Raw genomic sequence first — 24824 nt, 5'->3', positions numbered from 1 at the left:
GTGCGGAGGGAGGTCGCCGGTGAGCCCTGTGGTCGAGTTCCGCGTCCTCGGCCCGTTGCAGGTGCTGGTCGACGGCGAGCAGGTCGTGGTGCGGGCGGGACGGCAGCGGTCCCTGCTTGTGTCGCTTCTCATGCGCGCCGGCGCCGGCGTCTCGGTGGACGAGCTGGCGGAGCACATCTGGGGCGCCGAGCCTCCCGCGCGGGCGCGCGGCACGTTGCAGACCTACGTGATGCGGCTGCGCCAGGTGCTCGGCCCGGCCGTGCCGATCCGGACGGTGCCCGACGGCTACCTGATCGACGTGGACGAACGCACGATCGACGTCATGCGGTTCGAACAGCTGGTCGAGGAGGGTGAGCGGGAGCGGGCCGCGGGCAGGCTGGAGTCGGCGTCGGCGATCTTCACCGCGGCGCTGGCGCTGTGGCGCGGTCCCGCGATGGTGGACGTGCCCTCGGAAGTGCTGCACCGCGACGAGGTGCCCCGGCTGGGCGAACGGCGGCTGCACGTCGAGGAGCGCCGGGTCGAGGTCGACCTCGACCTGGGCCGACACGCCGAGCTGATCCCCGAGCTGTCCCGGCTGACCAGCGAGCACCCGCTGCGGGAGCGGCTGTGGGCGCAGCTGATGGTCGCGCTGTACCGGTCCGGGCGGCAGGCCGACGCGCTGGGCGCGTACCGGCGGGTCAGCGGGCTGCTGGCCGACCAGCTGGGCATCGACCCCGGTGACGAGCTGCGGCGGGTGCACCAGCAGGTGCTCGGCGGGTCGCCGTCGCTGGACCTGGGGCAGAACGCGCCCGCGGCGCGGCGCGACCGGGTGGTGCCCTCGCAGCTGCCCGCCGACATCGGCGACTTCGTGGGCCGTGAGCAGGCCGTTCAGCTGATCGAGGCGTTGCTGCGGACCGCGCAGGGCGTGCCGGTGGTGACGTTGGCCGGGCCGCCCGGGGTGGGCAAGACGGCGCTGGCGGTGCACGCGGCGCACAAGATGCGGCACCTGTTCCCCGACGGCCAGCTGTACGTGAACCTGCGCGGCTACGCCCAGGGCTCGCCGTTGAGCGCGGTGGACGTGCTGCCGCGGTTCCTGCGCGCGCAGGGCGTGCCGCCCGAGTCGGTGCCGCTGGACCAGGACGAGCAGGAGGCGATGTTCCGGTCGCGGCTGACCGACCAGCAGGTGCTGCTGGTGCTGGACAACGCGGCCAACGCCGAGCAGATCCGGCCGCTGCTGCCCGGCTCGCCGGGCTGCGCGGTGCTCGTGACCAGCCGGGACACCCTGCGCGGGCTCGCGGTCAGCCACGCCGCGTCCAACGTGCGGCTCGACGTGCTCGACCGGGCCGAGACGCGGGCGCTGCTGGTCGGGATGCTCGGCGAGGACGTGGTGGCGTCGCAGTCGGAGGCGGCCGAGGAGCTGGCCGAGCTGTGCGCCCACCTGCCGCTCGCGCTGCGGATCGCGGCGGCGAACCTGCTGTCCCGGCCGGAGATCACCATCGCGTCGTACGTGGAGGAGTTGCGCGCGGGCAACCGGCTGGCGGCGCTGGCCGTGGAGGGCGACGAGCGGGCCGCCGTGCACGCGGCGTTCGACCTGTCCTACACCGCGTTGAAGCCGGAGCTGGCGACGCTGTTCCGGCTGCTGTCGCTGGCGCCGGGCGACATCACGCCGGACGTCGCGGCCGCGTTGGGCGGGCTGACCACGCAGGACGCGCGGCGCAGGCTCGACCGGCTGGCCACGGCGAACCTGGTGGACAACCACGCGCCCGGCCGCTACCAGTTCCACGACCTGCTGCGGGACTACGCGGCCGAGCGGCGCGAGTTCGAGGACGACGCGGCGGAGAGCGCGCAGGCCGCGCGGCGGCTGCTGGACTGGTCGATCCGGTCGGTGGACAACGCCACGGACGCGTTCAAGAGCACGTTGCTGCGGCTGCCGCGCACCGACGTCGTGCCGGGCGTGACGCCGCGCCTGTTCTCCACCTCGGCGGAGGCGCTGGCCTGGCTCGACGCCGAGCGGGGCAACCTGGTCGGACTCGTCGTGCACGCCGCCGACCGCCAGCCCGACCGCGACGTGTGGCAGCTGGCCGACGCGTTGCGGCGGTACTTCTACACGATCGGGTTGCCGGTGGAGTGGCTGGCGACCGCCAAGGCCGGGCTCGCGGTGGCGCAGGCCTCCCAGGACGCGGTCGGCGAGGTGGCGATGCTGTCGTCGCTGGGCACGCTGTACTGGGCGATCGGGCAGCACCGGGTGGCCGTCGACTACTTCCGCCGGGCGATCCCGATCCAGCGGCGCACCGGCGCCGCGCCCGCCGTCGAGGCGGCCGTGCTGGCCAACCTCGGCGCGGTCTGCATCGACATCGGCGAGCTGGAGCAGGCCGCCGAGCACCTCGAACGCGCGCTGGTGATCACGCGGGACATCGGTGCGCTGCAGCAGGAGGGCATCGCCCAGCTCAACCTCGGCGGCGTCTACATGCAGCTCGGGCAGCTGGACCGGGCGGTGTCGTCGTTCGAGGGCGCGCTGGACGTCGGCAACCGGCTCGGCGCGTGGATGACGCAGGCCGACAGCCACCGGGCGCTGGCCGAGGTGCACCTGTTCCTGGGGCAGCCGGAACGGGCCGCGCAGCTCTACGTGCGGTGCGGCGAGCTGTACGAACGGGCCGGGGCGCGCGGGTTCGCGCACTTCTCGCACGAGGGCCTGGCGCTGACCTGCGTGATGCGGGGCCGGTGGGCGGACGCGGCGCACGAGGCCGGGCGGGCCGTCGAGATCGCGCGCGAACTGGGCAACCTCAAGGGGTTGTGCGACGCGAAGATCGCCCTGAGCGAGGCGCTGTGCGGGTTGGGTCGGCTGGAGGAGGCGGTGGAGCGCAGCACGGAGGCGCTGCGGATCGCCGAGGAGACCGGCTACCCGTTGGGCATCTGCGCGGCGCGGCGGAGCCTCGCGCTGGTCCACCGCGCGGCGGGCCGGTTGGACGAGGCCAAGTACTCGGCGAGCCAGGCGCTGGACAGCGCGGTCCGCTACCGACTGCGGATCGCCGAAGTCGACGTGCTGGCCGTGCTCGGCCGGATCAGGCTCGACCAGGGCGACGTGGCCCAGGCGCTCGACCTGGCGCTGCGGTGCCTGGAGCTGAGCGGCGCCACGGGGCAGCGGTTCGTGCGGGCGCGGGCCGCCCACCTGGCCGGTGACGCGCTGGCCGCCACCGGAGACGTCGCGGGCGCGGGGCGGCACTGGCGCACCGCGCTGGAGTGGTTCACCGCCATCGGATCGCCCGAGGCCGACGTCGTGCGGGCGGCACTCGACGGGTAGCGGCACGGGAACCGGTCAGTCGATCGTGACGATCCGGTCGGCGCGGGCCTTGGTGTCGTCCACGGCGAACCAGCCGCGTTCGAACGCCTGCCAGCGCCGCAGGTGCTCGCGGCTCCCCTCGCCGTCCCTGGCCACGGCCCGGCGCAGCCGTTCCTCCGGGTCGGGCACCTCGACCCAGACCGCCTCGTCCAGCAGTGGCGCGATCGAGCGGCGGGCCGCCGAGACGCCCTCGACGACCAGCACGTCCGGCACCGGCACGACCACGAGGTCACCGGGTCTCGGCCACCCCAGCGTCCAGTCCACCCGCCGGTACCGGGCCTCGCGGCCGTGCCGGAGCGGGTCGAGGACCTCGGCGACCAGGCGCGGCCACCACGACACCGGGTCGGTCCAGGTGGCGAAGTGGTCGGTCGTCACCACGGCCACGCTCAGCTCCTCGGCGCCCAGCTCCTCGGCGAGGCGCGCCGCGTAGGTCGACTTGCCCGAGCCCGACGGCCCGTCGACCGCGACGAGCCTCACATGCTGCGCCGGCCGGACAGGGCCCGGCCGAGGGTGAGCTCGTCGGCGAACTCCAGGTCGCCGCCCATCGGCAGGCCCGACGCGAGCCTGGTCACGGTGAGGCCCGGGAAGTCGCGCAGCATCCGCACCAGGTACGTCGCGGTCGCCTCGCCCTCGGTGTTCGGGTCCGTGGCGATGATGATCTCGTTCACGTCGGTGCCGATCCGGGTCAGCAGCTGCCTGATCCGCAGCTGGTCCGGCCCGACGCCCGACAACGGGTCGAGCGCACCGCCCAGGACGTGGTAGCGGCCCTTGAACTCGCGCGTGCGCTCGACCGCCAGCACGTCCTTCGGCTCCTCCACGACGCAGATCAGGGTCAGGTCGCGGCGCGGGTCGCGGCAGATGCGGCAGGTCGCCTCGGCCGAGACGTTGCCGCACACGTCGCAGAACACCACGCCGTCCTTGACCTTCTGCAACGCGTCCTGGAGCCGGCCGATGTCGGCCGGGTCCGCGGCGAGCAGGTGGAAGGCGATGCGTTGCGCGCTCTTCGGACCGACGCCCGGCAGCCTGCCGAGCTCGTCGATCAAGTCCTGGACGGGCCCCTCGTACATCAGCCGAACAGCTTCCCGAGACCGCCCAGGTCGTCCATCCCGCCCATGCCGCTGGCCAGCGGGCCCATCTTCTGGGCCGCCAGCTCCTGCGCGGCCCGGTTGGCGTCGCGCACGGCCGCGACCACCAGGTCGGACAACGTCTCGACGTCGTCCGGGTCGACCACCTTCGGGTCGATGTTCAGGCTCTTGAGCTCGCCGCCACCGGACACGACGGCGGTGACCAGACCGCCGCCGGCGGTGCCGGTGACCTCGGCCTCGGCCAGCTCTTGCTGCGCAGCGGCGAGCTGCTGCTGCATCATCTGCGCCTGCTGGAGGATCTGCTGCATGTTGGGCCCACCGGGTTGCACCGCGGGTTCCTCTCTTCGGGGTCTGCCGCCGTACGCCAGCGTAGTCGCGTCGATCAGCCCTTCAACGGCCGCGCGCCGAGCTCGTCGGCGAGGAGCTTGAGCACCACGGCCTCCGGGTCGAGCCGCTGGTCGTCCGCGTCGCCCGGCAGGGCGGCCTCGGCCAGCATCTCCTCCTCGTCCACCGGCTCCGGCGGGAGGGGCTCATCGGGCTCCGGCGGCTCGGGCGGCGGCGGCACGTCGTCGGCGGGTGCCCTGCCGGCCGGCGCCGGGCGGTTCGGCTCGGGTTGGCGCGCCTGGCCCTGCGCCTGGCTCGGCCTGGTCGGCGCGGGCCGCTGCGGCTTCTGCGGCGCCTGCCGGGCCGGTGCGGCGCTCGCGTCGCCGTGCACGCACCGCACCTGCCACGTGCCGCCGAGGACCTGGGCGAACGCGGCGGCGATGGTGTCGGCGTTGCGCGGTTCGGCCAGCCGGCGGGCCAGCGGGGCGGAGGCGTGGGTGAGGGTGACCGTGGTGCCGTCGACGTCGGCGACGGTGGCGTTGGTGAGCATCGCCTCGGTGCTGCGGCTCGTGCCGCGCACCACGCCCAACAGCTCCGACCAGCGCCGACGCACCTCGACCGCGTCGACACCGCCCGAGGACGAGGCCGGGGCGGCCGGGACCTCGGCCTGCTGGTCCGGGTACTGCTGTTCTGGGTACTGCCGGTCCGGGTACTGGTCGGCGGCCGGGGCGGGCGGCGGGACCACGGGTGCACCGCCCACCGCGCCGTTCGGTGGCACGTCCGGTGCGGCGGCGGGCGGCGGCACCGCACCCCGATCACCCTGGGCATGGGCCCGCGGCTGGGCGGGTGCGGCCGGACCGTCCGCGGCGGCCGGGTCGCCGGCGGACCTCATCGCCGCCGATCGCAGCACCGGAGGGGCGGGCAGCCCGGGCGCGGCGGCTTGGGGCGCGGGAGCGGCGGCCGGCGCGGGTGCGGCGGCGGCCGGCGCGGGTGCGGCGGCGGCCGGCGGTGTGGACTGCGGGGCGGCCGGTTCGGCGGAGCGCTGCGAGGGCCGCTGGAACCTGGCCTCCGGTGCGGGCCCGGCCGCGCCGCCGGCCGGTGGGCCGTGGCGTTCCAGCTGCTCGACGCGTTGCAGCAGGCCCGACTCGACGTCGCCGACCGAGGGCAGGAGCATCCGCGCGGTCACGAGTTCGAGCAGCAGCCGGGGCGCGGTCGACCCGCGCATCTCGGTCAGCCCCTGGTGCAGGATCTCCGCCCACCGGGTGATCGTCGCGGGCCTGGTCGCGTCGCGCTGCGCGATCATCTTGGCCAGCTCGTCGTCCGGCGCGGACACCAGGCCGCGCTGCGCCGCGTCCGGCACGGCGTGCAGCAGCACCAGGTCGCGCAGCCGGTCGAGCAGGTCGGAGGCGAACCGGCGCGGGTCGTGCCCGGCGTCGACCAGGCGGTCGACCGTGCCGAAGACCTGCGAGCCGTCACCCGCCGCGAGGCCGTCCACCACGTCGTCGATCAGCGCCACGTCCGTCACGCCGAGCAACGAGATCGCCCGGTCGTAACGCACCCCCTCGGGGCCCGCGCCGGACAACAGCTGGTCCATCACCGACTGCGTGTCCCGGGCCGACCCACCGCCCGCGCGGATGACCAGCGGGAACACCGACGGGTCGACCGCCACGCCCTCGGCCGCGCAGTTGCGCTCCAGCAGCGCCCGCATCGAGCTCGGCGGGATCAGCCGGAACGGGTAGTGGTGCGTGCGCGAGCGGATGGTCGGCAGCACCTTGTCCGGCTCGGTGGTGGCGAAGATGAAGATGAGGTGCTCGGGCGGCTCCTCCACGATCTTCAGCAGGGCGTTGAAGCCCTGCGTGGTGACCATGTGGGCCTCGTCGATGATGAACACCCGGTACCGCGACTCGGCCGGCGCGTAGAACGCCTTGTCGCGCAGCTCCCGGGCGTCGTCCACGCCGCCGTGGCTGGCCGCGTCGAGCTCGACCACGTCCACGCTGCCCGGCCCGTTGGGCGCGAGCCCCACGCACGAGTTGCACTCGCCGCACGGGTCGGGCGTCGGGCCGTTCACGCAGTTCAGCGAGCGCGCCATGATGCGGGCGCTGGACGTCTTGCCGCAGCCGCGCGGCCCCGAGAACAGGTACGCGTGGTTGACCCGACCGGCTGCCAGGGCGGTGCGCAGCGGTTCGGTGACGTGCTCCTGCCCGACGACCTCGCCGAAGGTCGCCGGACGGTACTTGCGGTAGAGGGCGAGCGCCACGTCGGCGACCTTACCGGGAGGGTCCGACAAAGAAAGGGGACCCCGTGCACCCACCAGAGCCCGCTTATCCTTGCTGCCTTCCGGCCCTGGGGAGATTCGCGAGATGTGTGCCGCACGAGGTCCGAGGCAAGTGTAGCCGGTCGCCCCGCCGGGTCCGCCCGGACCCACGCTTGGCCCTGTCCGGCCCGCGCCCGGAACGGGAGAATTTCACCGGCTAGTAGCACTACCCGGTGAAGGAGGAACCAGATGAGGGCTCTCGTCCTCGCGTGCACAGCCCTGTTGCTCGGAGCCACCACCGCCGCGGCCGAACCGGTACCGCCCCGGCACGCCATCGTCGTCTGCCAGACCGCGAGCTTCTACGGCAACTACAACCACGCGGTCGGCCCGGTCGAGTTCAAGCGCACCCTGACCTACGGCAACAAGATCGGCCACACGCCCGGCGCCCACCCCGTCTACAACGGGTGGGCGGCGAGCATGGACTTCGGCCCCAACGACTGGGGCTACCTGCGGATCGAGTGCATCGGGGGTTACGACTCGTGGTGAAGGCAACAGCAGTCCTGGTCGCCGCCGTCGCCCTGGTCGCGACCGCGGCACCCGCCCAGGCCGCCAACGGCACCATCGGCGAACGCGAGACCGTGTGCGCCAACGACCTCTACGTCCGCACCGCGCCCAACGACGGCCCGTGGATGGGCACCCTCTACCGGGGCCAGACGTTCCTGGTGAAGGGCCCGAAGGTGGGCAACTACGTCTACGGCTTCGCCTACGGGCACATCAACGCCCACGGCTGGGTCGCCGACGGCTGGTTCTGCTAGCCCCGTTTTGGGCGGCCCACCCGCCGTCCGGTAGTCTCTCCGGCGGAGGATTCGCATAGTGGCCTAGTGCGCACGACTGGAAATCGTGTTGGGTTAACCCCCTCACGGGTTCAAATCCCGTATCCTCCGCAGGTCAGAGCCCCGGCACCCTCAGGTGACCGGGGCTCTGTCGTTGACGGGTCTCAGTGCGGGTCTCAATCGACCCTCTACACGGCCTGTACCCAAAGTGACATTCTTATTCACGGACAGTGGCGAGCGGTGATTTCGTTCACTCCGACAGAATCTGTAACCGCAGGTCAGAGGCGGCTAGCCACCAAACCGCAGGAGAGACCTACTTGCTCTCCCCTGGGGAGACCGTAGGCGATGCCGTCATCGCACACCTGATCGACACCTGCCGCAGCTAGCTCGGTAGGACCCCCTGCCGACTCTCCCCAGAGACCGGAGGACAGAACAGGTGAGCGATAGGGAACCGAAGGATGGGCGGCCGTGCCCTCACTGCGGGGCCGGGACGCGAGAGAAGCGCCTGGACCACCAGCAGGCGGCACAGACGCCCCTCTTCGTGATCACCAGGATCGTGCTGTGGCTAGGCCTGGACAGCTAGCGCCACAGTAGATCCGCTGGTCAGGCCCGGGGGCCACCCTGGGCCTGACACAATAGACACCATAAAATGTGTCATGCGGAGTCTCGCCAGGATGGCCCGGCTAGTCAACACTGGTACCAGTGGTTTACCCATCTCGGGCAACTCTGCTTAGCATCACAACAGGTCAAGAGCGTGACCGCCGTCACATGTGAGTGCGCCGACTGCGCTGGCCAACAGCGTTGGCACAGATCGACCTAGGCAGCAGCCCTAGACAGACGCCGTCAGGCCAGACCCGGCGCGCCAGCCGGACCACCGTCGCCGTCGTCCGTCAGTCCTTCAGTCAGCCGCTGCCGCCAGCTCTCCGGCAGCGCAGCTGCAAGCGCGAGAAGCGCGGCCCGTTGCTCGTCGGTCAACTCCGACCTTGCCCCGGAACTCCTTGGGCGTGATGTGGGCGATGATCCCGAGGTGCGAGCGTGCCGCCATGCGCGCGTCCACGTTGCTGCCCGCGACCTTCGGGCGACCGGCACCACCACGGGTTTGCGGGCTTACCACCGGGTTTGGTGCGGGTTTGTCCGAACCTCAAACCCGCACCACATCACCGCCGGTCACAGCCCTACAGCGGCCCGATCGGCGGGTTTGCGGGTTTACCGCGCCATACCCGCACCCGCACCGTCGCGCGGTCCAGGCCCGCGCGCTGTGGCCTGGCGTGGGACAGCGGGACAGACCAAGTGCTGTCCCACCTGTCCCAGCTGTCCCTCTACCCCATCTGACCTGCAACAACAGCAGGGACAGGGGTGTCCCTGCCTGTCCCTGCTTGTCCCTCTCGACCAGGTGGACAGCGGAGACGGCCAGACATGCCCCACTAGCCCGCGCACAACGCCAGTGGTCCAGCCGAAGGGGACGGGGAGGGAAGACGCGACGGGGGAGCACACACCCGCCCACGGGCCTGTCCGGGCCACCGGCCACACCGCCGGGTGATCTTCCCTGGCAGGGGTCCACGCAGCTCTCCGCAGGGAAGTGGGGCCAGGGAAGCGCTCAGGGAACCTTCCCTGTCACCCCCACGCTTCCCTGCTTGCTTCCCTGCCCGCTCGCCTGCCCCGTGACGGGCAATGGTCTACCTCGTCACGTCCGGATCGACCGCAGAGGGCATCCTGCGGGCCGCTGACACGGCCACAGAGCCGCGAACGCGCCCCGCCCGGCGCGCGACCGCCCGCCGAACCGCACAGAGCCATACAGAACCGCACCCCTGATGCCCTTAAGAGTGTTCCAGCCGTCCTGTCCGACCCGGCCCCCAGGCACCGCCGAGGGGAATCCCCGGCAATGCACACCGCCAAAAGAGTGGATCGCCAGAGTTGTCAATAGTGATTACCGGGCACTACTCTATTAGAGTTATTCCACGTGCAGAGTGAAACCGTTGCGCCTCTCGTAAACCTGCGGTTAGGCTCAGCTAGATCCACAATTCACATAATCGGTGGGAGTAGCTTTGAGATTCGTACGCACAGTCCTCACGGCACTTGGTGTGACTCTCTTGTCGGCCACGCTGCTCGCGGCCCCCGCGAGCGCGGAGGCCCAGGGCATGCCCGCGTCGGTCGACGTCTCTGCGCAGAGCAGGGTGGCGGGTACGACGGTCGGCACGCTGGACTCCAGCTGCCCGGACTTACACGTCTGCGCCTGGACGGGTAGCGGCTACACCGGAGGGAAGTACTGGTACAACAACGATGTGTACCGAGTCGATTTCCCTGTCAATATCCGGTCAGCAAAGAACCGTTTCAACCTGCGTGCAGCCGCCTTCTACAACGCCTCAACCGGCGAACGCGTCCGCTGTCTGAACCCGGGAGCCTCCTTCCCGGGCCCCTTCCCGGACAACACCCGCATCCTGATCGTCGGCGGCGCGGGTTCATCCTGCTGAAAACGGTGATGAGATAGCGCTGTCTCCCAGCTCAGACGCCCTTCGAGGCTCTAGACGGGGGGTCTAGATCTAGAGGGAGGCGGGTCTAGACCTAGACCCGCTAGCGGCCTGGTCAGCGACCGTCGAACACCCTAGGTGCCGCCCCTAGGGCTAGGGCCGGTGACGCTAGCCGCGGGCGGACTTCCCGCGCGGCGCGCGGCTGCCCGGGGAAGCACACGCGGGGGAGCAGACAGGCCACCAGGGCACTTCTCGTGCCCACCACCGGCACAGCCGATGATCTTCCCCGAGGACATCGGCGCTGGTCGCCCCAGGGAAGTTGACCAGGGGAGCAGTTGGGGGAATTCCCCCGGATCTCCCTGCTCCCCCGGCTGCTCCCCCGTCCGTCGCAGGGTCTCAGTACGGCACCGTTCAACCCGTACCGAACTGTTGCAGCCATAGCTTTGACCAGGGCAAACGTACATCCACGTACTCCGCCGAACGGTCATCGACGGAACTGGAAATCGTGTTGGGTTAACCCCCTCACGGGTTCAAATCCCGTATCCTCCGCGGCCCAGGGCCCCGGTCACCACCAGGTGATCGGGGCTCTGTCATTGCCGCGATGCAACGCCGGACGGCCTTGCCCGCGTTTGAACCAGTGATCGACTGATTACTGGGAGGACACGCACATGAGGATCGTCACGACGGCCGCAGCGGTCGCCGCCGCCGCCACGGGCCTGCTCGTCGGTGGTATCGCCACGGCCACTGCTTCGGCCGAGGTCGGCGCGAGCGGGCCGCCGCAGTACTCCGCCACGGCGTGGCACGACGTCAAGGTCCGGCACTGCCCGTCGACGTCGTGCACGCAGGCGCCGGGCAGCCCGATCCTGGCCGGTTGGACGGTCGGGGCGTACTGCTGGGTGCACGGCGAGTCGGTCACGGACTTCGGCTACACCAACGACGTGTGGCTCAACATCGGCAGGCAGGACGGCGGCACGCAGTGGTCCAGCGCGATCTACTTCAAGGGCGACCAGTACGCCAACCTGCCGAAGGACGCGCGGTGCGCTGACGCGCCCCAGCCGCCCACCACCACCCCGAGGCCGACCACCACCAAGCCGAGCTCCACGACCACGGGCGCTCCGAGCACCACGCGGCCAGTCCCCACGACCACGAGCGCTCCGAGCACCACGCGGCCGGTCCCCAGCACCACCGCCGCTCCCACCACCAGGCCGTCCAGCACCACCAAGCCGTCCGTCCCGACCACCACCGAGGTGCCGACGACCAGGCCCGAGCCGACCCGGGGCTGATCGCCGCGAACGCGAAGGCCCCCTCGGACGCGGTGTCCGAGGGGGCCTTCGCGCTGCTCCGGGCTACGACCGGGGCAGGCAGTCCGCGATGTCCTCCAGCAGGAACACGAACTGGTCCACGTGCGCGTTGCCCGTGCTCGGGCGCAGCTTCACGACCTGCGGGTCGTGGTCGCTGGCCTGGTCGGCGAACTCGGCGTTGACGTGCACCACGTCGTAGCGGTACCGGGTGATGTTGGCGCTGATCAGGATGTGGTCGAGGGTCTGCGAGTTGCCCTCGAACACGTAGCTGTACCGCTCGTTCGCGGGCAGCGTGTCCATCAGGGCCACCACGTCGCCGTTGCCGGTCAGGGTCCGCACCACCGGGGAGAACTGGTAGTCGTTGATGTCACCCGCGAGGACCACGTTGGCGCCCCTGTCGACCGCCTTGACCTGGTCCACGAAACCGCGCAGCAAAGCGGCCTGCTGCGCGCGCTGCACCTCGGAACCGCGCACCGGCTCCTGGTAACGACCGTGCATGGCCTGGTCGCCGCCCTTGGAGTTGAAGTGGTTCGCGACCACGAAGACCGTGCGGCCGCGGAACTTGAACTCGCCGGCCAGCGGCTTGCGGCTGCTGTTCCACGCCGGGTCGGTGGGCGCGACGCGGCCCGGTGACACCGACAGCGCGGCCCGGCCGTGCTGCTTCACGACCGACACCGCGGTGGTCGCGTCGCCGCCCGCGCGGTCCACGAAGGACACCCGGGCCGGGTTGAACAGGAACGCCACCCGGATGTTGCCGCCCGGCTCGCCGCCGTCGGCCTTGTTCACCGGGTCGATCTGCCGCCACTGGTAGCGCGGGCCGCCCGCGGCCGCGATGGCGTCGGTGAACTTGGCGAACGTCGCGTCCGCCGCCACCGTGCCGTCGTCGGTCGCGCCGTTGTTGTCCTGGATCTCCTCCAGCACCACGACGTCCGGGCTCTTGAGGTTGTCCACCACGGCCGCGCCGAGGCGGTCGAACTTGGCCTGGTCGTTGGTGGCCGCCAGGTTCTCCACGTTGTAGGTGGCCACCGACAGCTCGTAGCCGCGCTGGGCGTCCGTGACCTCCGGCGTGATGCCGCCCGACACGTGCTCGCCCACCGTCTTGGTGGCCAGGGTGTAGCCGCCGCGGGTGGTGTACTCGATGTTGCCGACCGTGGCGCCGCGCCACACGTCGCCGACGTTGCTCGCCTGCGGCGCCGCGGCGCCCGGCTTGACCTTGATCCGGCCGTTGTTGGGCTGGTCGTAGCCGAGGTAGATCGTGCCGCCGCGCGGGGTCGGGTTCTGGGTCGGGTTCGTGGTGATCCAGGTCTCGTCCAAGTCGTTCGTGGGTCCGACCACGCGGACGTCGTGCACCTGGACGTACATGCCCTCGCGGGACTCGTAGTAGTCCTGGGCGTAGGTCGCCGGGTCGAGCGGGAGCGCCTCGATGCTGCCGCCGCCCGCGGTGGGCAGGTAGCCCGCCGGCAGGTTCAGGGTCTCCGGGGTCGGCAGGGCGTTGCCCTTGGACTTCACCGTGACCGTGGCGCCGGTGATCTCGGTGAGCGTCTGGTTGGAGTTGCTCGCCGCGTCACCGCCCGGCCGGTACTCGGCGATCGTGCCGGAGACCAGCACGTCGTCGCCGGGCACGACGGTCGGGGCCAGGCCCGCGGTGTAGACGAACACGCCCTCGCTGGTGCGCGGGTCGGTGTCCGGGGCGGTGTCCTGGATCCAGAAGCCGCGGTCGCCGGTGTCGCGGGTCGCGGTGACGACGCCGGGCACGCCGGCGACCTTCTGGCCCAGCAGCGGCGAGACGCGGGTCGTGCCCTGGATGTCGCGGATCCGCTTGTCGCCGGGTTGGGGCTCGGGGTCGGGGGTGCCGGGGCCCTGGCCCTTGGAGTTGACCGGGGTCGGCGCGCCGACGGCGAAGTCGGCCGCGTTGTCGTCGGTGTCGGTCAACGTGCTGCGGGCTGCCGAAGTGGTGTTGCTCGGGTTCGCCGTGGGGGTCGTCTCCCGGACGACGGTCGACGTGCCGTAGCCGACCAGGTCGCGCACGCGGGTGTCGGCGGCGCAGTCGGCGGCGGTCTTGCAGGTCAGCGGGGAGGTCGCGGTGACGAGCGCGATCGTGCCGCCGGAAGCGCCCATGGCGATCGTGCCGGTGGCGTCCGGCGCGGGCAGCTCCACCGTGCCGCCGGAGCCCTTGGCCTGCGCCACCAGGAACCGCGCGCCGGCCGCGATCGAGCCGGTCAGCGGGGTGACCTGCCACTGGCTGGACGCGCTCGCGCTCGCCGGGAGGTACTGCACGCTCCAGCCGTCGACGGCGACCGGGGCGCTGCCCGCGTTGCCGAGTTCGACGAAGTCCTGGGTCAGCGTGGCACCGGAGTTGCCGCCGCCGCCGTAGACCTCGGCGATGAGGGCGTCCTGACTCGGTGCCGCGTGGATCGGCGTGGCGAGGGCGAACGTCACGGCCGAGGCGGCGGTGACCGCCAGTCCGACGCGGAGCGGGGTAGGTCTCAACGGGTCCTCCGTAGTTGGCGGCTGCGCGCATCCTGCCCGGATCGAGTGAACGGCGGAAGACACCGTGACTAACGGTTGACCTATACCCTCACTCGAACGTGTGTTCGAACGTAGGGTAGGGTCATGGCCGTGCCTCCCGGTGGCCCTCCCAGCGCCGGCCCGGGCACGCCACGCACCACAGGGGCGCCGACCCGGACCTGACGAGGACCGGCTCGGCGCCCGTGCGCGTGGGCCGCCCGACTATCGTCGCGGGGATGACGACCGGTGGTGCGATCGGCTTCTGGAGCTACGCGCACGACGACGACCGCTCGGCACGCGGCGGCATCCGGAAGCTCTCGGAGAGCATCGCCGAGGAGTACGACCTGCTGACCGGCCGGAGGCTGGAGCTCTTCGTCGACCGCACCGCCCTGCGGTGGGGTGACAACTGGAAGGAGCGGATCGACACGGGCTTGTCGGCGGCGACCTTCTTCATCCCGATCATCACGCCGAGGTATTTCAGCCGCCCCGAGTGCCGCCGCGAGTTCATCGAGTTCTCCGCGCAGGCCACCAGCCTGGGGTTGCAGGAATTCATCCTGCCGATCCTCTACGTCCAGGTCGCGGATCTGACCGCGGACAGCCCCGACGAGCTGATGGCCAACGTCGCCCGGACCCAGTACGAGGACTGGACCGCGCTGCGCTTGGCGGACAGCGACTCCAGCGAGTACCGCCAGGCCCTGCACCGGGTTGCGTCCCGGCTCGTCGAGATCGAGTCGCGCCTGGCGGAGGTGCAGCTGCGCAACGAGGAGCCGTCGTCACCCGAGGAGGACGAGGACGACTTGGTGGGCTTGATCGCCAAGGTCGAGACCCTGCTCCCGGAATGGCACGACGCGGTCGCCAGCGCCCGGACGACTTTCGCTCAACGCCGAGCCACGGTCGAGACCTACCACTCCACCACGCAACGATTGCGTGCCCGGGGCGCGACGCAGTCCGCTCACCTCTCGAATTTGATCCGGTTCGCGAACGAGAGCAAGCCGCTGAGCCTGCGCCACAACGGCGAGGCAGCACGGTACTCCGCGCTCTCGATCGAACTGGACCCGGTGATGACGAAACTCCTGCGCGCCGCGTCCGATCACCCCGCGGGCCTGGCTTTGATCGAGTCGATCGGCGACGCGATCGACGACGCGGTGCACGAAGTGGAGCTGGGGAAGAAGGGCTTACCGGACGAAGGGGACATCCTGGATTTGTACGCCCGGCACGTCAAGCTCAGCCGGACCTTCCAGGAACTGGTGAGGCTGGAACAGGAGTACAAGCGGCTGGTCGGTGACGGCAACGCCATCGTCCTGCGGTGGGCGGAGCAGCTCGCGGAGGCTCGGGAGGCGGCAAAGCGAGAGCCCCGGGTGCCGTGATGGCACCCGGGGCTCTGCGGAGCGGTGGCGGTGGGATTTGAACCCACGGAGGCTTTCACCTCACACGCTTTCGAGGTCTGCGAACCACAGGTCAGCGCCGGTCGTGACGCCTATTCACGCAGCTCAACGAGAACAACGGTCTCCCGTGACCGCACCCGACCGTCAGCGAACGCCACCACGAATGCAACCGCAGTGCACCGCGCCCAAGCTAAGCCGTAGTTGTGCGGTGTGTATCGGTGGTGGACGTGATGGTGTTCCCCGGTGACCCGTCGGTCCGGCGGACCGGGATGAGGTGTATGTGGTGATGGGCGGGGCCGCGGGGGATGACCGTGTCGTGCCGGGGGTTCGGCAGGAGGCGGACGTGTCGGGGCACGGGACGGCGGTGCAGGCGGGTCGGGACGCGACGGTCACGATCCACCAGGCGGTTACGGGACCGGCGCGGGTGGTGTGGCCGGTGCGGGTGGGTGCGGTGCCGTTGACTGTGGACTGCTACCAGGACCGGGTCGCGGAGCGGCGCATGGTGGAGGCGTTGACGTCGGACGGTGCCGCGGTGCTCGTGCCGGCGGCCACGGCGGTGTTGCACGGGTTGGGCGGGGTGGGCAAGACGCAGATCGCCGCCCGGCACGCCCGCCGTGCCTGGCCCGACCCGTCGGTGGACGTCGCGGTGTGGATTACCGCGATGTCGCGGGACGCGGTGGTGACCGGCTACGCCGAGACGGCCAGGCGCCTGCTGTTGGCGGGCAACGACGTCGAGCCCGAACGCGCGGCGCTCGCGCTGCTGGGGTGGTTGGCGGTGACCGACCGTCGCTGGCTCGTGGTGCTGGACGACCTCACCAGGCCGGTGGACCTGCGCGACCTGTGGCCCCCGCATGATCGCACCGGTCAGCTGCTGGTCACCACCCGTCGCCAGGACGCGGCCGTGGCCAGGAGCGACTGGGAGGTAATCGAGGTCGGCGTGTTCAGCCCCGCGGAATCACTGGCCTATCTGCGAGAACGCCTGCCCGATGTCGTCACCGACGAGGAGGTCGGACAACTGCGCGGGCTGGCCGGGGACCTGGGACACCTGCCGTTGGCGCTGGCCCAGGCCGCCGCGTTCATCGCGGACAAGCCCCTGCTGACCCCGGCCGCCTACCGGGCACGCCTGGCCGATCGCCGCCGCCTGTTGGCCGAGGTGATGCCCGATGACCAGAGCCTGCCCGACGGTCACCGGGCGACCGTGGCCGCGACGTGGTCACTGTCGGTCGATCTGGCCGACGAACTGCGCCCGTCCGGCCTGGCGCGTCCGCTGCTGGAGATCGCCGCCCTGCTCGACCCCGCCGGCATCCCCACCGACGCGCTCACCGGCGAGACTGTGTGCAGATACCTGGCCGACCGGGTCGGCCGCCCGGTCGACACCGAGGCGGCGGGCGACGCCCTGGGATGCCTCAAACGATTGAGCCTGATCACCCTGGACCTCACCCAACCGGCGCGTGCGGTTCGGGTCCACGCACTGGTCCAGCGGGCCACCCGTGACGCGGTGCCCACCGATCGCATGCCCGCGTTGGCGTGGACGGCGGGTGACGCCCTGGTGGAGGTCTGGCCGGAGATCGAACGCGATCAGACGATGGCGGCGGGTCTGCGATCCAACGCCACCACGCTGTGGAGCACCGCAGAGGAGTACGTGCTCGACCCCGACCCGGAAACCGGCGCCCACACGGTGTTGTTCCGCACCGGGCGCAGTCTGGGGGAAACAGGGCTGACCGCCCAGGCAATCGACCACTTCCACCGACTCCACGCAGTCCTGCACCAACGCCTCGGATCCGACCACCCCGACACGTTGACCACCCGCGGCGACCTCGCCTACTCGCGGGGTGAGGCCGGTGACCTGGCCGGTGCGGCCGAGACGTTCGCCGAACTGCTCACCGATCGACTGCGCATCCTGGGACCCGACCACCCCGACACGTTGGCCACCCGCAGCAACCTCGCCTACTTGCGGGGTGAGGCCGGTGATGCAGCCGGTGCGGCCGAGACGTTCGCCGAACTGCTCGTCGACTACCTGCGCATCCTGGGACCCGACCACCCCAACACGTTGACCACCCGCAGCAATCTCGCCCACTGGCGGGGTGAGGCCGGTGATGCAGCCGGTGCGGCCGAGACGTTCGCCGAACTGCTCGTCGACTACCTGCGCATCCTGGGACCCGACCACCCCGACACGTTGGCCACCCGCCACAATCTCGCCCGCTGGCGGGGTGAGGCCGGTGATGCAGCCGGTGCGGCCGAGACGTTCGCCGAACTGCTCACCGATCGACTGCGCATCCTGGGACCCGACCACCCCGACACGTTGACCACCCGCCACAATCTCGCCCGCTGGCGGGGTGAGGCCGGTGACCTGGCCGGTGCGGCCGAGACGTTCCCCGAACTGCTCGTCGACTACCTGCGCATCCTGGGACCCGACCACCCCGACACGTTGACCACCCGCCACAATCTCGCCTACTGGCGGCGTGAGGCCGGTGACCTGGCCGGTGCGGCCGAGACGTTCGCCGAACTGCTCACCGATCGACTGCGCATCCTGGGACCCGACCACCCCGACACGTTGACCACCCGCAGCAACCTCGCCTACTTGCGGGGTGAGGCCGGTGATGCAGCCGGTGCGGCCGAGACGTTCGCCGAACTGCTCGTCGACTACCTGCGCATCCTGGGACCCGACCACCCCGACACGTTGACCACCCGCAGCAACCTCGCCCACTGGCGCAAGAACGCTGATGACTAACCCTGCTTCCTTGTGGTCCGATCTGCACTTACCCGATCTCGAGTGGCAGAATTCAAACCTGCGACCTCTTCGTCCCGAAGCAAAGTCCGCATGGTCCAGGCCTCCTTGTTTCCCCAGTTCAAAGCACGTGCGACGTCCGTGGACGTCCGGATGCGTACGCATCTGTCCGTCTCGGTTGTCGCGCAGTTGGTCGCTCAGTCGCCGTCCATTGTGGACGGCCTCTGAGTCGGCCGTTCCTGTGTGCTTTCCGGCAGGTGGGCTCGCTGCGGTTGGTGGGTCGCTACTCGCGTGACGTGAACGTCCGCCAGGCCGACTGGCCCCCTGAGCTTAGCGGCAGGCACCACTCAAGGCCTCATGTCACCCGTCGGAGCCAGCTACAGACGGCGGGAACTCAAGCCTTACGCACATTGCCCGACCGGGCTGAGCAACGGTGGCGGTGGGATTTAACCCACGGAGGCTTTTACCTCACACGCTTGGTCCGACAATCGGCGGATTTGTGAGGGATGTACATGTTCTGCGTTGGTGTATTCCGTCAGTGTTCCGTCGTTCGGATCCGCGGGGTGTGGTCTGTGCTGTAACCAAGGGTCGGGCGGGCACGATGTCCGGATACATGGTTGGAGGGTGGTGTCCGTGGCGGACGGGTGGGACTTCTTCGTCTCCTATACGCAGGATGATCGGCAGTGGGCCGAGTGGATCGCGTGGGAGTTGGAGGAGGCCGGTCACCGGGTGCTGATCCAGGCGTGGGACATCGTGCCGGGCAGCAACTGGGTCGCCACGATGCAGGAGGGTGTGCAGAAGGCGGAGCGCACCATCGCGGTCCTGTCGGCGGCCTACTTGAAGTCGGCGTTCGGTGCGGCGGAGTGGCAGACCGCGTGGCGTGACGCCCCACTTGGTGAGAACCGCAAACTGCTGGTGCTGCGAGTGGAGGACTACGCCCGGCCGGGCCTGTTGGGCTCGGTGGTGTCGGAGGACCTGTTCGACCTGCCCGCCGACGAGGCCCGCGACCGCCTGCTGCGGGTCGTGAAGGGTGCTGTCGAGGGCCGGTTGAAGCCCGCCACCGCTCCGGGGTTTCCAGGGCGGACGAGGGCGGTGGCGCGGGAGCCGCGCTTCCCGGGTTCGTTACCCGAGGTGTGGAACGTGCCAGCGCGGAATGCGAACTTCACCGGGCGTGCTGGGTCGCTGTCGCGGTTGCGGGAGGCGTCGCGGTCGTCGGGGACGGTGGCGGTGCACTCGCTGCGGGGCCTGGGCGGGGTCGGCAAGTCGCAATTGGCGATCGAGTACGCGCACCGCTTCGCCGCCGACTTCGACGTGGTGTGGTGGATTCCCGCCGAGCAGCCCTCGCTGATCCCCGACCACCTGGCCGAACTGGGTGCCGCGCTGGGCATTGACGGCGGTGCCGACCCCACGGCCATGGCCGCCGCGGTCATGACCGGGTTGCGTGGACGGCGGCGGTGGTTGTTGGTCTTCGACAACGCCGAGGACGTCGACGCCCTGCGGCCGTACCTGCCTTCCGGCGACGGCCGGGTGCTGATCACCACCCGGCGCAACGGGTTCCGGTCGCTCGGCCCGGTGTTGGACGTGGATGTGCTGAACCGCGCCGAGAGCGTGGCACTGCTGCGACGTCGCGTCCCCGAAATGGCCGACGACGCGGCGGATGCTCTGGCCGCGTGGTTGGGTGATCTGCCCTTGGCGCTGGAACAGGCGTCGGCCTACCTGGAGACCACCGAACTCCCGGTCGGCGCATATCTGGATCTGCTGCGCACCCGTAGCGTCGAGATGATCGGCCGCGGCCGGGTCGCCGGTCGTGGGAAGACGTTGGCGACCCTGTGGGACCTGTCGCTGACCGCCTTGAAGGAACAGGACTGGGCGGCGGTGCAGCTACTCGACCTGCTGGCCTGGATGGCACCCGAACCCGTTCCCCTGGATCTGTTCACCGCCCACCCGGAGGTGCTGCCCGAACCTCTGGCCGAGGTCGCCACCGACCCGGTGGGGTTCGCCGAGACGGTCGGGGCACTGGCCGGCTGGTACCTGGCCCGACGTTCCGGCGACGAGGTGACCATCGCCCACCGACTGCTTCAACAATCACTACGCGCCCGCACCACCACAACGCCGGCACAGGACCCCACATCCCCGGTATCGGTGGTCCAGCAACTGCTCGCAGCGGACCTCCCGGGCGAGATCATGACCGCACCGCAGAACTGGCCCCGCTGGCGGGCACTCCTCCCCCACGTCCTGACCGTGCACGAGGACAGCACGAACACCCCGTCCATCACGACCGAGCACACCGCGTGGCTGCTCGACCGCGCCGCCACCTACCTCGAAACCCACGGCCGCCCCGGCGACGCCCACCCCATGTTCGAACGCGCGCTGGCCATCACCGAGGCCACCTCCGGACCCGACCACCCCGACACGTTGACCACCCGCAACAACCTCGCCCGCTGGCGGGGTGCGGCCGGTGACCCGGCCGGGGCGGCCAAGGCGTTCGCCGAGCTGCTCACCGACCGACTGCGTGTCCTGGGACCCGACCACCCCGACACATTGACCACCCGCCACAACCTCGCCTACTGGCGGGGTGCGGCCGGTGACCCGGCCGGGGCGGCCGAGGCGACTGCCGAGCTGCTCACCGACCGAACGCGTGTCCTGGGACCCGACCACCCCCATACGTTGAGCACCCGCAGCAACCTCGCCCGCTGGTGGGGGGAGGCCGGTGACCCGGCCGGGGCGGCCGAGGCGTTCGCCGAGCTGCTCACCGACTACCTGCGTGTCCTGGGACCCGACCACCCCGACACGTTGAGCACCCGCAGCAACCTCGCCCGCTGGTGGGGGGAGGCCGGTGACCCGGCCGGGGCGGCCGAGGCGTTCGCCGAGCTGCTCACCGACCGACTGCGTGTCCTGGGACCCGACCACCCCGACACGTTGACCACCCGCAGCAACCTCGCCCGCTGGCGGGGGGAGGCCGGTGACCCGGCCGGGGCGGCCGAGGCGACTGCCGAGGTGCTCACCGACCGACTGCGTGTCCTGGGACCCGACCACCCCGACACGTTGAGCACCCGCAGCAACCTCGCCTACTGGTGGGGGGAGGCCGGTGACCCGGCCGGTGCGGCCGAGGCGTTCGCCGAGCTGCTCACCGACTACCTGCGTGTCCTGGGACCCGACCACCCCCATACGTTGAGCACCCGCAGCAACCTCGCCTACTGGCGGGGGGAGGCCGGTGACCCGGCCGGGGCGGCCGAGGCGACTGCCGAGGTGCTCACCGACTACCTGCGTGTCCTGGGACCCGACCACCCCGACACGTTGAGCACCCGCAGCAACCTCGCCTACTGGTGGGGGGAGGCCGGTGACCCGGCCGGGGCGGCCGAGGCGTTCGCCGAGCTGCTCACCGACTACCTGCGTGTCCTGGGACCCGACCACCCCCATACGTTGAGCACCCGCAGCAACCTCGCCTACTGGCGGGGGGAGGCCGGTGACTGACCCCCGTTGTCACAGGGGTGCGCGTTGGGGGGCCTGACCATCCCTCCACGTTGATCGCCCGCAGCAACCTCGCCCGCTGGCGGGGTGAGGCCGGTGATCCGGCGGGGGCGGCCGAGGCGTTCGCCGAACTGCTCGCCGACCGACTGCGCGTTGGGGGGCCTGACCACCCCGACACGTTGGCCGCCCGCAACAACCTCGCCTACTGGCGCAAGCAAGCTGTTGACTGAACCTCGTTTCCGCAGGGGTGTTCAGGGCTGCACCACCTCCAGCACGCGGTTTAGGAAACCGCACTCGCTGGCACGTTCGAAACCCCCTCTGACCTGCGCAGATTTGTCGTTGCCCAGCTTGGGCAGGGGCAACTTGGGCAGCCATTGGGCAAACGGGCCGCTCCACCGGCACCGTCCCAAATGGACCGAAGTCCTTCCAGGAGTGCCCGGCGGAGGGAGCCGGCCTGACTTGATGTTGAGGGCACGGGCAGGGTCCTACGTCCGTGCCCCCTGGTGTCCCAACCCTAGGGCGGGGCGGTTCGTCGCCTCTGAGGGGATCTCACGGCGTCCTGTGTGCCCCTCTGCGGCTCCGGCCGCCGTCGGCAGGCCGTTGGGCATGCGTCGGCACAGCCATGTACTACTACCCCTCAACCTTCTTAGAGTCAGAAAACAAACCCGCAAACCCGCAGGAGACTGACGAAGCAGGCTCTGACCTGCGCTGATGGCCTGCGGGTTTGGGTGCGGGTTTGGTTGAGTCGGCGGGTTTGAAACCCGCAGTCAACCCGCCAAACCCGCGCCTCCGCATGACGGCCCTACTACCCCGCGCGGGCTAGTAGGGCCGTCTGTGCCTGTCCAGGACGGCACTCACCTCCGGAGGGCGGTGCGACTACCGGTTGTGCTGAGCGTTTTACCAGCACAAACAGCAAGGTGATCTTGTCCCTAAGGTCCACTTTGGCCCGTATTTGGCACAGGCGGTATCTGTCGACCGTTTAACAGCGGTCAGCGACGTAAGCTGCTGTAACAGCCGAGCCGGGGCCTTGTTCCCCTGTGCTTGGAGGGTGTCCCTGACCCATCACTCGCGGCTTGCACACCGCTCTGCGGCCGTCTCAGCGCTACACGTATAGACCGGATCGTCACCGTCGTAAACGCCCGGAGCAGGCGTACATAGGCGTGTAGAACGAGAGGACCCCACTAGGCCGACCGTCCCGACTGTTGCAGCGTGCTCGGCTCGGCCCACTAGGTCGACCTGAACCCCCGGTGCCGCACTGAATCGTAGTGCTGTCGCGTCGCACAGGTGAGGTGAGCGGTCTAAGCTTCTCGGATGACTTCCGAGTTGGCCAAGTTGTTGAAACAACGCGGGCATGAAGTAATCACCGAAGGTAAACCCAGGGACGTTCTACTTCCAAATACGGAGGACGTTACTATTCGGACGTCTTTTGAGAACATCCTGTACTCTATGATGAGGCGGGAGAGTGTAAGAAAAAGCTTCAGCGCTTGGGCGCACGGTAGAGAGTCCATGAGTGTGGAGTTGACCCAAGAGGTAGAAGCGTACGTTTCGCTATGTGTTGCGCACAGTAAGTCTGGTACAGACTTAAAGAATAGGCAGCAATTGTATGCGAAGACGTTCGAGTGGTACGTGAGTGAAGTTTTCCGACGGGAGTTCGGTGCGCGAGCGGCCGGTTTTGGTATCCGGCTGGCAGACGCGCACCCAGAAGACGATTTCGACTGCCTTGCGATCCTCGATTCAGGGGTTATGTATGTTGAATGCAAGACCGGCGGTGACCAGGTCTACGGAGGTGTGAAAAGATTCATCAGGCGGGACAGGGAGATAAATGCCTACTACTCGCTGTACATCTTCGATCGCGGATATGCCTTCCAGAAGCGCAACAGTGGTACCGATGATATGCCACGCCTTGACTCCGATCAGGCAGCACGGTACTCCACCAGAGGGCTGGCGCGGATCACCACGCTTGCCGGAGACTGTACTTACTTCAGATTCCAAGGGGATGGCGGACGTTCATTTCTGGCATGTACGGCATCCGGAAATCTTGAGAAGAAGATACGACATGCTATTCGATGGAGTAACCTTGAGCATGAATCGGGAATAATTTATCATCCCGAGCTTTACAACTATGAGAATATTGCTTTTCCGGCACCGGAGTCGTTCCCAAGTCCAGACGGCGCATGATTGTAGTGATAGGTGCTACGGAGGGCTGGTATGCGCTCGCGCTCGTCCCGGGAGGGCACTCGTCTCGAAGGGCGGATGCGGTAGTGGGCATATAGATTTTCCGTCCTGTCTCACCGGAAACCCCGGTCGGCCGTTACGGCGAGATAACTGGGGCAGTGCTCGGATAAGTAAATTAATGCGTACATCGTGAAGCGCGGGAGGTCGTATGGCCGACATGGCTAGGCGTAGAGGTCCAGCTTTTGACCGTGTTGTTGGAGCAGCCGGTGGCGCGACTGTGGGTATTCTTGCTGCCCTAGCGCTAGGGCCAGAGGCAGCTGGGATAGTAGGTAATTCATCGGGGCCGTTGATTGAGGAGCTTTCGTACGGGGTGCGTCAGCTTCTCATGCGACAGATCGGGCGTGTGGAAGCGGCTACTGAGGAGGCTGTCACGTGCGGGAACTGCACCATCGATGAACTCCTACGTGAGTCGCTAGCCGATGATCGCCGTGCTGCTGTGATGACTGCGGCGTTGAGGGCTGCGGCTGTCGCTCAAGACGAAGCGACTGTGTTGGCTCTAGGCCGAGCATATGCGCGAGGTGTACTAACCGCTGATGACGCGCAGATCGATGAGCAGATGCGAATCGTCGCCACGCTGGGAACTCTTGATCCTGTGGACGTTCGCGTACTACATGTAATGCGTGAGGGTGAGTGGGCTAAACGGCCTTCAAAGGGTTCAAGTCTTGGGTTCCTATCTGAAGAGATTCCAAGCGTCCTTTCTGTTGTCGACGCCGTAGTAGCTCGACTGTTGACGGAAGGGTTGATTTCCAATGAGGCTCCAGGGATGATGGCAGGCACTCGCTTGCAGATTACCGATTTTGGTCGTCTGTGTCTACGATCGCTGTGGGAAGTTGGATATCAAGCGTCTGATAACGCGGTTCAATAGTTAAATTCTGGTGCCCATCCCTCGAGAGCGTGCGCTGTCATGGAGTGG

Annotated in this window: 15 protein-coding genes, 1 tRNA gene and 1 other RNA gene; 11 read left to right on the top strand and 6 right to left on the bottom strand. The window is 69.4% G+C overall.

Features of this window, described 5'->3' with window-relative positions:
- Positions 1 to 19 precede the first annotated feature (19 nt).
- Complete coding sequence (locus ACYVLT_RS32395) at positions 20 to 3280, top strand: AfsR/SARP family transcriptional regulator (protein ID WP_461123934.1); 3261 nt, start codon at positions 20 to 22, stop codon at positions 3278 to 3280.
- A gap of 15 nt (positions 3281 to 3295) precedes the next feature.
- On the opposite strand, the gene ACYVLT_RS32390 is transcribed toward ACYVLT_RS32395, so the two are convergent.
- From ACYVLT_RS32390 to ffs, 5 genes are all read right to left on the bottom strand, one after another.
- The gene (locus ACYVLT_RS32390; protein WP_461123933.1) at positions 3296 to 3796 is read right to left on the bottom strand and encodes a uridine kinase family protein; all 501 of its coding nucleotides are present in this window, start codon (positions 3794 to 3796) and stop codon (positions 3296 to 3298) included.
- Entirely contained in the window at positions 3793 to 4386 is a 594-nt protein-coding gene (gene recR, locus ACYVLT_RS32385; RefSeq protein WP_015097686.1) for a recombination mediator RecR, read from the bottom strand. Before recR ends, ACYVLT_RS32390 begins: the two co-directional genes overlap by 4 nt.
- Entirely contained in the window at positions 4386 to 4712 is a 327-nt protein-coding gene (locus tag ACYVLT_RS32380; protein ID WP_360454848.1) for a YbaB/EbfC family nucleoid-associated protein, read from the bottom strand. The genes recR and ACYVLT_RS32380 overlap by 1 nt, the downstream gene beginning before the upstream one ends.
- A 74-nt stretch (positions 4713 to 4786) precedes the next feature.
- Positions 4787 to 6985, bottom strand: coding sequence for a DNA polymerase III subunit gamma and tau (locus ACYVLT_RS32375; protein ID WP_461123932.1), 2199 nt, complete (start codon positions 6983 to 6985; stop codon positions 4787 to 4789).
- Positions 6986 to 7016: 31 nt separating this feature from the next.
- An RNA gene (gene ffs / locus ACYVLT_RS32370) (signal recognition particle sRNA small type) lies at positions 7017 to 7111 on the bottom strand.
- Between the two features lie 120 nt (positions 7112 to 7231).
- Here ffs and ACYVLT_RS32365 point away from each other — a divergent pair.
- From ACYVLT_RS32365 to ACYVLT_RS32345, 5 genes are all read left to right on the top strand, one after another.
- Positions 7232 to 7528, top strand: coding sequence for a hypothetical protein (locus tag ACYVLT_RS32365; RefSeq protein ID WP_461123931.1), 297 nt, complete (start codon positions 7232 to 7234; stop codon positions 7526 to 7528).
- Positions 7525 to 7797 carry a hypothetical protein gene (locus ACYVLT_RS32360; RefSeq protein ID WP_461123930.1) on the top strand — a complete coding sequence of 91 codons (273 nt, stop codon included), beginning with the start codon at positions 7525 to 7527 and terminating at the stop codon, positions 7795 to 7797. The genes ACYVLT_RS32365 and ACYVLT_RS32360 overlap by 4 nt, the downstream gene beginning before the upstream one ends.
- A gap of 44 nt (positions 7798 to 7841) precedes the next feature.
- Positions 7842 to 7926, top strand: a tRNA-Ser gene (locus ACYVLT_RS32355).
- A gap of 1979 nt (positions 7927 to 9905) precedes the next feature.
- Positions 9906 to 10286, top strand: a complete 381-nt coding sequence (locus tag ACYVLT_RS32350; protein WP_461123929.1) for a peptidase inhibitor family I36 protein — start codon at positions 9906 to 9908, stop codon at positions 10284 to 10286.
- Between the two features lie 665 nt (positions 10287 to 10951).
- Positions 10952 to 11566, top strand: coding sequence for a hypothetical protein (locus ACYVLT_RS32345; RefSeq protein ID WP_461123928.1), 615 nt, complete (start codon positions 10952 to 10954; stop codon positions 11564 to 11566).
- A gap of 63 nt (positions 11567 to 11629) precedes the next feature.
- On the opposite strand, the gene ACYVLT_RS32340 is transcribed toward ACYVLT_RS32345, so the two are convergent.
- On the bottom strand, positions 11630 to 14074 hold the full coding sequence (locus tag ACYVLT_RS32340) for an endonuclease/exonuclease/phosphatase family protein (protein WP_461123927.1): 2445 nt from the start codon (positions 14072 to 14074) through the stop codon (positions 11630 to 11632).
- 254 nt (positions 14075 to 14328) lie between these two features.
- Here ACYVLT_RS32340 and ACYVLT_RS32335 point away from each other — a divergent pair, with 254 nt between their 5' ends.
- The 5 genes from ACYVLT_RS32335 (at position 14329) to ACYVLT_RS32315 (ending at position 23854) form a co-directional block, all read left to right on the top strand.
- Positions 14329 to 15459: a TIR domain-containing protein gene (locus tag ACYVLT_RS32335; RefSeq protein WP_461123926.1), complete on the top strand. Its 1131-nt coding sequence runs from the start codon at positions 14329 to 14331 to the stop codon at positions 15457 to 15459.
- Positions 15460 to 15820: 361 nt separating this feature from the next.
- Positions 15821 to 18208, top strand: coding sequence for a tetratricopeptide repeat protein (locus tag ACYVLT_RS32330; protein ID WP_461123925.1), 2388 nt, complete (start codon positions 15821 to 15823; stop codon positions 18206 to 18208).
- Positions 18209 to 18838: 630 nt separating this feature from the next.
- Complete coding sequence (fxsT, locus tag ACYVLT_RS32325) at positions 18839 to 21679, top strand: FxSxx-COOH system tetratricopeptide repeat protein (RefSeq protein WP_461123924.1); 2841 nt, start codon at positions 18839 to 18841, stop codon at positions 21677 to 21679.
- A gap of 50 nt (positions 21680 to 21729) precedes the next feature.
- Complete coding sequence (locus ACYVLT_RS32320; RefSeq protein WP_461123923.1) at positions 21730 to 21906, top strand: tetratricopeptide repeat protein; 177 nt, start codon at positions 21730 to 21732, stop codon at positions 21904 to 21906.
- A gap of 1081 nt (positions 21907 to 22987) precedes the next feature.
- A complete protein-coding gene (locus ACYVLT_RS32315; RefSeq protein WP_461123922.1) occupies positions 22988 to 23854 on the top strand; it encodes a hypothetical protein in 867 nt (288 codons plus the stop codon).
- Positions 23855 to 24824: the final 970 nt, after the last annotated feature.

The organism is Saccharothrix stipae (assembly GCF_054781895.1).
This window is presented reverse-complemented; position numbering and strand designations above follow the sequence as displayed.

Bases quoted from the DNA above. Each gene is read 5' to 3' on its own strand.
- recR (WP_015097686.1), bottom strand. From the start codon at position 4,386: ATGTACGAGGGGCCCGTCCAGGACTTGATCGACGAGCTCGGCAGGCTG.
- ACYVLT_RS32380 (WP_360454848.1), bottom strand. From the start codon at position 4,712: ATGCAGCAGATCCTCCAGCAGGCGCAGATGATGCAGCAGCAGCTCGCC.
- ACYVLT_RS32365 (WP_461123931.1), top strand. From the start codon at position 7,232: ATGAGGGCTCTCGTCCTCGCGTGCACAGCCCTGTTGCTCGGAGCCACC.
- ACYVLT_RS32345 (WP_461123928.1), top strand. From the start codon at position 10,952: ATGAGGATCGTCACGACGGCCGCAGCGGTCGCCGCCGCCGCCACGGGC.
- ACYVLT_RS32335 (WP_461123926.1), top strand. From the start codon at position 14,329: ATGACGACCGGTGGTGCGATCGGCTTCTGGAGCTACGCGCACGACGAC.
- ACYVLT_RS32315 (WP_461123922.1), top strand. From the start codon at position 22,988: ATGACTTCCGAGTTGGCCAAGTTGTTGAAACAACGCGGGCATGAAGTA.